Below are 4587 nucleotides of genomic sequence, written 5' to 3' on the forward strand. Positions count from 1 at the left end.
AAGAAATTTTTCGGGGGAATATTCTATTCCCCCTCTGAGGTAGAAGTCATCATCAACTATTTTCCCGCCGAAGAACAAAATAATCTTAAAGACCTGTTATTTTTTGGGAGAAAAAGGGCGTTTTCAGACGATGAACAAGCAAAACCACCTGTTTTGCCCGGCTCCAAAACAGGCGGTTTTGCCGAAAATTTTGTGACAAGCGGGCGAACAGATTCGGAAATTGAAGCAAAGCAGAAACCCCGGCAAAAAATTGATTTGGTGGTCGGCGATAGAGGAGCAATAACAGAACAAACATTGATTAGTGGAGTTCAAAGTAAAAGTAATGGCGGGGCGAAAGGGGCTCGAACCCTCGACCTCTGGCTTGACAGGCCAGCGCTCTAACCAACTGAGCTACCGCCCCCGCGATTGAGCAATAGTAGATTATTTCTCCTGGTTTGGCAAGATTGCTGCAAGGAGGGGGTATTTTTTGCTATAATGAAAAATGAAACATTTGAGATGGCTGTTTATTCTGTTTCTTCTTTTCGTGTCGCCGCGGATGGGAGAAACGATCCCGCTCGGCGTCGATCTTTCGGCGCTGCCGTTCGGCGAAAAAGAAGAACTGGTTTACAATGTCCGCTGGTCTTTCATTAATGTGGGTGAGGCCGTGTTGGGATTGAACCGGATCTCCGGTTCCGTGTGGCGGGTGTATTCCACGGCTAAATCGTATTCCTTTTTTGACAGTTTTTACAAAGTGCGGGACAGTATTGAATCCCTGTGGGATATCGGCCTGGGTCGCTCTCTGCGTTTTGAGAAGCGTACAAGGGAAGGTGGAAAAGAGAAGGACGAGCTTATAGTTATATCCGCGGCTACCAATACGGCAGTCAAGGACGGCCGGAAATGGAAAGTGTCTCCCCGTGCGCTGGATGTGCTCAGCGCCCTACATTTCATAAGGATGCAGCCGCTCAGTGTCGGTAAAAATATCGTGATGGATGTTTACACAAAGAATAAACTCTGGCCGCTGGAAGTGGCGGTTATCAAAAAAGAGAGAATAAAAGTCGGTGATAAAAAATACAGCACTATTCTGGTTGAGCCCAAAATGCGCGAGGAAGGGATCTTCAACGCGAAGGGACGCATATGGGTGTGGCTTACAGACGATGAAAACCGTGTTCCCGTGCGCATGAATTCAAAGGTGCTCATCGGCTCAGTCAGCGTCGATCTGATAGAGATACGCAGGTAACGAAAAAGGATTTAAGAACAATGGGCACACCGCGGCGTCCCGTATTTTGTCCGGAAATAAGTATTGAAAATCACCCCCTGTCACCTATTTGCTATTCTTTTTTCCGAAAATGAGCTATAATCAAGACGCTGATTTTAGCGCAATTGTTTGATTCTGGAGGATGATGTGAAAAAGATCTTGATCGCTTATTCGGGAGGGCTGGATACCTCCTGCATGCTGCACTGGCTGAAGAAAAAGTATAACGCCGAGCTTTACGCTTACTGCGCGGACCTTTCGGGGATGACCGCCGCAGAAAAAAGTAAAATCATACGCAAGGGAATCGCCACAGGGGCGAAAAAAGTCATTGTTGAAGACATGCGTGAAGAATTCATGAAAAATTATGTTTTTCCCGCGCTCAAAGCGGATGCCGTTTACGACGGCGAATATTTCATGGCCACGGCCATAGGCCGGCCGCTCATAGCCAAACGCCTTGCCGACATCGCCGTAAAATACGGGATCAAAACCGTGGCGCACGGCTGCACGGGCAAGGGCAACGACCAGGTGCGTTTTGAAACGGGCTTATATTCGCTGGTGAAAGATGTCGAGCTTCTGGCGCCTCTGCGTTTCTGGGAATTCAGGACGCGGGAAGAGGAAGTCGCTTACGCGAAGAAAAATAAAATACCGGTTTCGGCGGGAAGCAAAAAGTATTCTCTGGATGAGAATATCTGGGGCGTGGCGATAGAGTGCGGCCGTCTTGAGGATCCCTCTCAGCCGCCGCCTGCGGACGCATGGCAGTGGACCGGCGGAAAGCTGAGAAAGCAAGAGACAAAAATAACGCTGTCCTTCCGGAAGGGCGAGCCCGTCGCGCTCAACGGACGCGCGATGAAGCCCGTGGCCTTAGTGGAGAAACTCAACGCCATCGGAGCCGCTTATAAGATAGGCCGGGCGGATCTTATAGAGAGCAGGATAGTGGGTATTAAATCCCGCGAGATATACGAGTCCCCCGCGGCCAAGATCATAAGCGCCGCGCATTTTGACCTTGAACGCATGGTGCTGGACAGGGAAACGCTGCACTATAAAGAAAAGCTCGCGAAGGATTTCTCGCTGCTCGTTTACAACGGCAGGTGGTTTTCGCCGCTCAGGGAGGCCTTGAGCGCTTTTGTCGATATGACGCAGAAAAACGTGACGGGTTCGGTCAGCATGATACTGCGGCCCTGGGCCTTTGAGATCGTTTCCCGGACTTCTCCGAATTCTATTTACAGCAAATCTTTAGCCACTTACGCCAAGGGCGATAAGTTTGACAGGAGCCTGGCGGAGGGTTTTATCAAACTTTCCTGTATGGATATTACCCGTCGGAGCTGATGAATCCATGAAACTCTGGGGCGGGCGTTTCAAGCGTGAACAGCCTAAAGATTTTCTCGCTTTTGAGAGTTCCATAGCCTTTGATTTCAGATTAGCCGCTTGCGATCTCGAGGTGAACAGGGCCTGGGCTAAAATGCTCGAGAAGATAGAGATCCTCACGGGAAACGAATTAAATAAAATACTCGCGGCTCTCGACGACACTCAGAAAGATCTTGAAAAGGGCCGCCTTAAAGCCGACGAGGCTCTCCACGAGGACATACACAGCCTGATTGAAGACAGGCTCTTCACCTATGCGGGATCCGTGGCCAAAAAACTTCCGGCGGGCCGTTCCCGCAATGAACTGGTCTCGGCCGATATGCGGCTTTATATGAGAGAGCACATAGAATACATTCTCGGCCAGATCAAAGGTTTTCAGAGGAGCCTGCTCGAGGCAGCCACCCGTTATTCGGGGGCGGTTATGCCCGCCTTTACGCACATGCAGAAGGCCGTGCCCGTGACGCTGGGCCATCTCATCCTGTCATATTTCTGGAAATTAAACCGGGATAAAAAATTTTTCAGATACGCTCTTGAAGAGACTAATGTCATGCCTCTGGGCGGCGGGGCCGCGGGAGGCAGCACCATTGCCGTTGATACGGATTTTCTGATGGCGGAGCTGGGCTTTTCAAGGATTTTTGAGAATTCCATAGACGGCACTTCCAACAGGGACTTCATCCTTCTTTTTCTGGAGGCCGCCTGCAACATGCAGCTCCATTTTTCCGGCATCTGCGAGGATATGATACTTTTTTCATCGGAATATTTTTCATATCTCACACTGCCGGACGAATATTCCACGGGGTCGTCTCTGATGCCGCAGAAAAAGAATCCGGATTTCTTTGAACTTGTCAGGGGCAAAACGGGCCGCGTTTCGGGCAATCTCGCCGCGCTCATCAATCTGCTGAAGGGCCTGCCGTCGGGCTATAACAGGGATCTTCAGGAAGACAAGATATCTCTTTTTGACACGGTGGATGAGATAGAGGGAATACTCAGGCTGTTTCCCTCGGTTTTTTCCGCTCTTGAATTTAACACCGACGCCATGCTGAAATCAGTGGAGAGGGGCTCTATCTGCGCGCAGGCTCTCGCCGAATTCCTGGTGATGAAGGGCGTGCCTTTCAGACAAGCGCACGAGATAATAGGAAAAATAGTGTCGGACAACGAGCTTCTGTACAGGAAGATGAGCGATATAAAGATCGTGGACCTGAAAGTGTATTCCGAGTTTTTTTCCGCTGAGGTTATTCCGCTCTTGGAACCGTCGGGAGCCTTGAAACAGCTGGCGACCTCATCTTCGCCGTCGCCTATGATGTTTGAACAGCAGTTGAGGCTGGCTTATGAAGCGGTCGAAGAATAAAAGCGCACACCGGACTCAGGAGAAAGGCCGCTTGGGCGATCAGAAGAGTGTCGGAAACGCGCGGATACTGGCGGCGGGACTGGTTGTTCTCATCGGAGCTTTTTTTCTCCTGCGATCGGCAAATCCCGCCGGAAATAATTTTGCCGCCCATGCGTCGCCTTTTGTTTTTATTTTTTCATGGGCCGTGATCCTTGCGGGGATATTGTGGGAAGACGGGGCGGAAAAAGAGTGAAGATAAGTTTCTTGCGCGATGCTCTTATACTGATTTTCTGTGTCAGAGCGGGCCTGGCCGCCGCCGACCTGGATTTCTGCCTTAAAACAGCGGTGCTGAATAATCACGGGCTTCTTCTGGCCGCGGAAGACATAAAAATATCAAAATTAAAACTCGAGCAGGTCGGTTCGATGTTCAGGCCCAAGCTCTCGCTGGGAGCTTATTATGATTATTACAGCCTGGATTATCCTTCGGTTTTTTCGTCGTCCCTCGGGGCGTTTAATCTGCAGGAGGCGTCGGATAATCTCTATGGAACAAGAGTGACGCTGACCCAGCCGCTTTATACCGGCGGGGCTGTTTCAACTCTGGAAAAACAGGCGTCGCAGAAACTTCTGGACTCCGGCAATATGCTTGCCGCGGAGAAAAACCGAAGGA

5 protein-coding genes and 1 tRNA gene are annotated in these 4587 nt (G+C 50.3%); 5 read left to right on the forward strand and 1 reads right to left on the reverse strand.

Annotation, left to right across the window (positions count from 1 at the left end; translation table 11 throughout):
- Positions 1-323: 323 nt before the first annotated feature.
- Positions 324-400 (reverse strand) — tRNA-Asp (locus FP827_04565).
- Positions 401-481: 81 nt separating this feature from the next.
- On the opposite strand from FP827_04565, the gene FP827_04570 reads away from it, so the two are divergent.
- From FP827_04570 to FP827_04590, 5 genes are all read left to right on the forward strand, one after another.
- Positions 482-1216, forward strand: coding sequence for a DUF3108 domain-containing protein (locus FP827_04570; GenBank protein MBA3052347.1), 735 nt, complete (start codon positions 482-484; stop codon positions 1214-1216).
- Positions 1217-1366: 150 nt separating this feature from the next.
- Positions 1367-2557, forward strand: coding sequence for an argininosuccinate synthase (locus tag FP827_04575; protein ID MBA3052348.1), 1191 nt, complete (start codon positions 1367-1369; stop codon positions 2555-2557).
- 7 nt (positions 2558-2564) lie between these two features.
- Positions 2565-3941: an argininosuccinate lyase gene (gene argH, locus FP827_04580; GenBank protein ID MBA3052349.1), complete on the forward strand. Its 1377-nt coding sequence runs from the start codon at positions 2565-2567 to the stop codon at positions 3939-3941.
- 31 nt (positions 3942-3972) lie between these two features.
- On the forward strand, positions 3973-4173 hold the full coding sequence (locus FP827_04585) for a hypothetical protein (GenBank protein ID MBA3052350.1): 201 nt from the start codon (positions 3973-3975) through the stop codon (positions 4171-4173).
- The coding region (locus FP827_04590) for a hypothetical protein (GenBank protein MBA3052351.1) at positions 4119-4587 on the forward strand (469 nt) is incomplete at its 3' end. The genes FP827_04585 and FP827_04590, both read left to right, overlap by 55 nt.

The sequence above is a fragment of the Candidatus Omnitrophota bacterium genome (genome assembly GCA_013791745.1).
Taxonomy (GTDB): domain Bacteria; phylum CG03; class CG03; order CG03; family CG03; genus CG03.

Bases quoted from the DNA above. Each gene is read 5' to 3' on its own strand.
- FP827_04570 (MBA3052347.1), top strand. From the start codon at position 482: ATGAAACATTTGAGATGGCTGTTTATTCTGTTTCTTCTTTTCGTGTCG.
- argH (MBA3052349.1), top strand. From the start codon at position 2,565: ATGAAACTCTGGGGCGGGCGTTTCAAGCGTGAACAGCCTAAAGATTTT.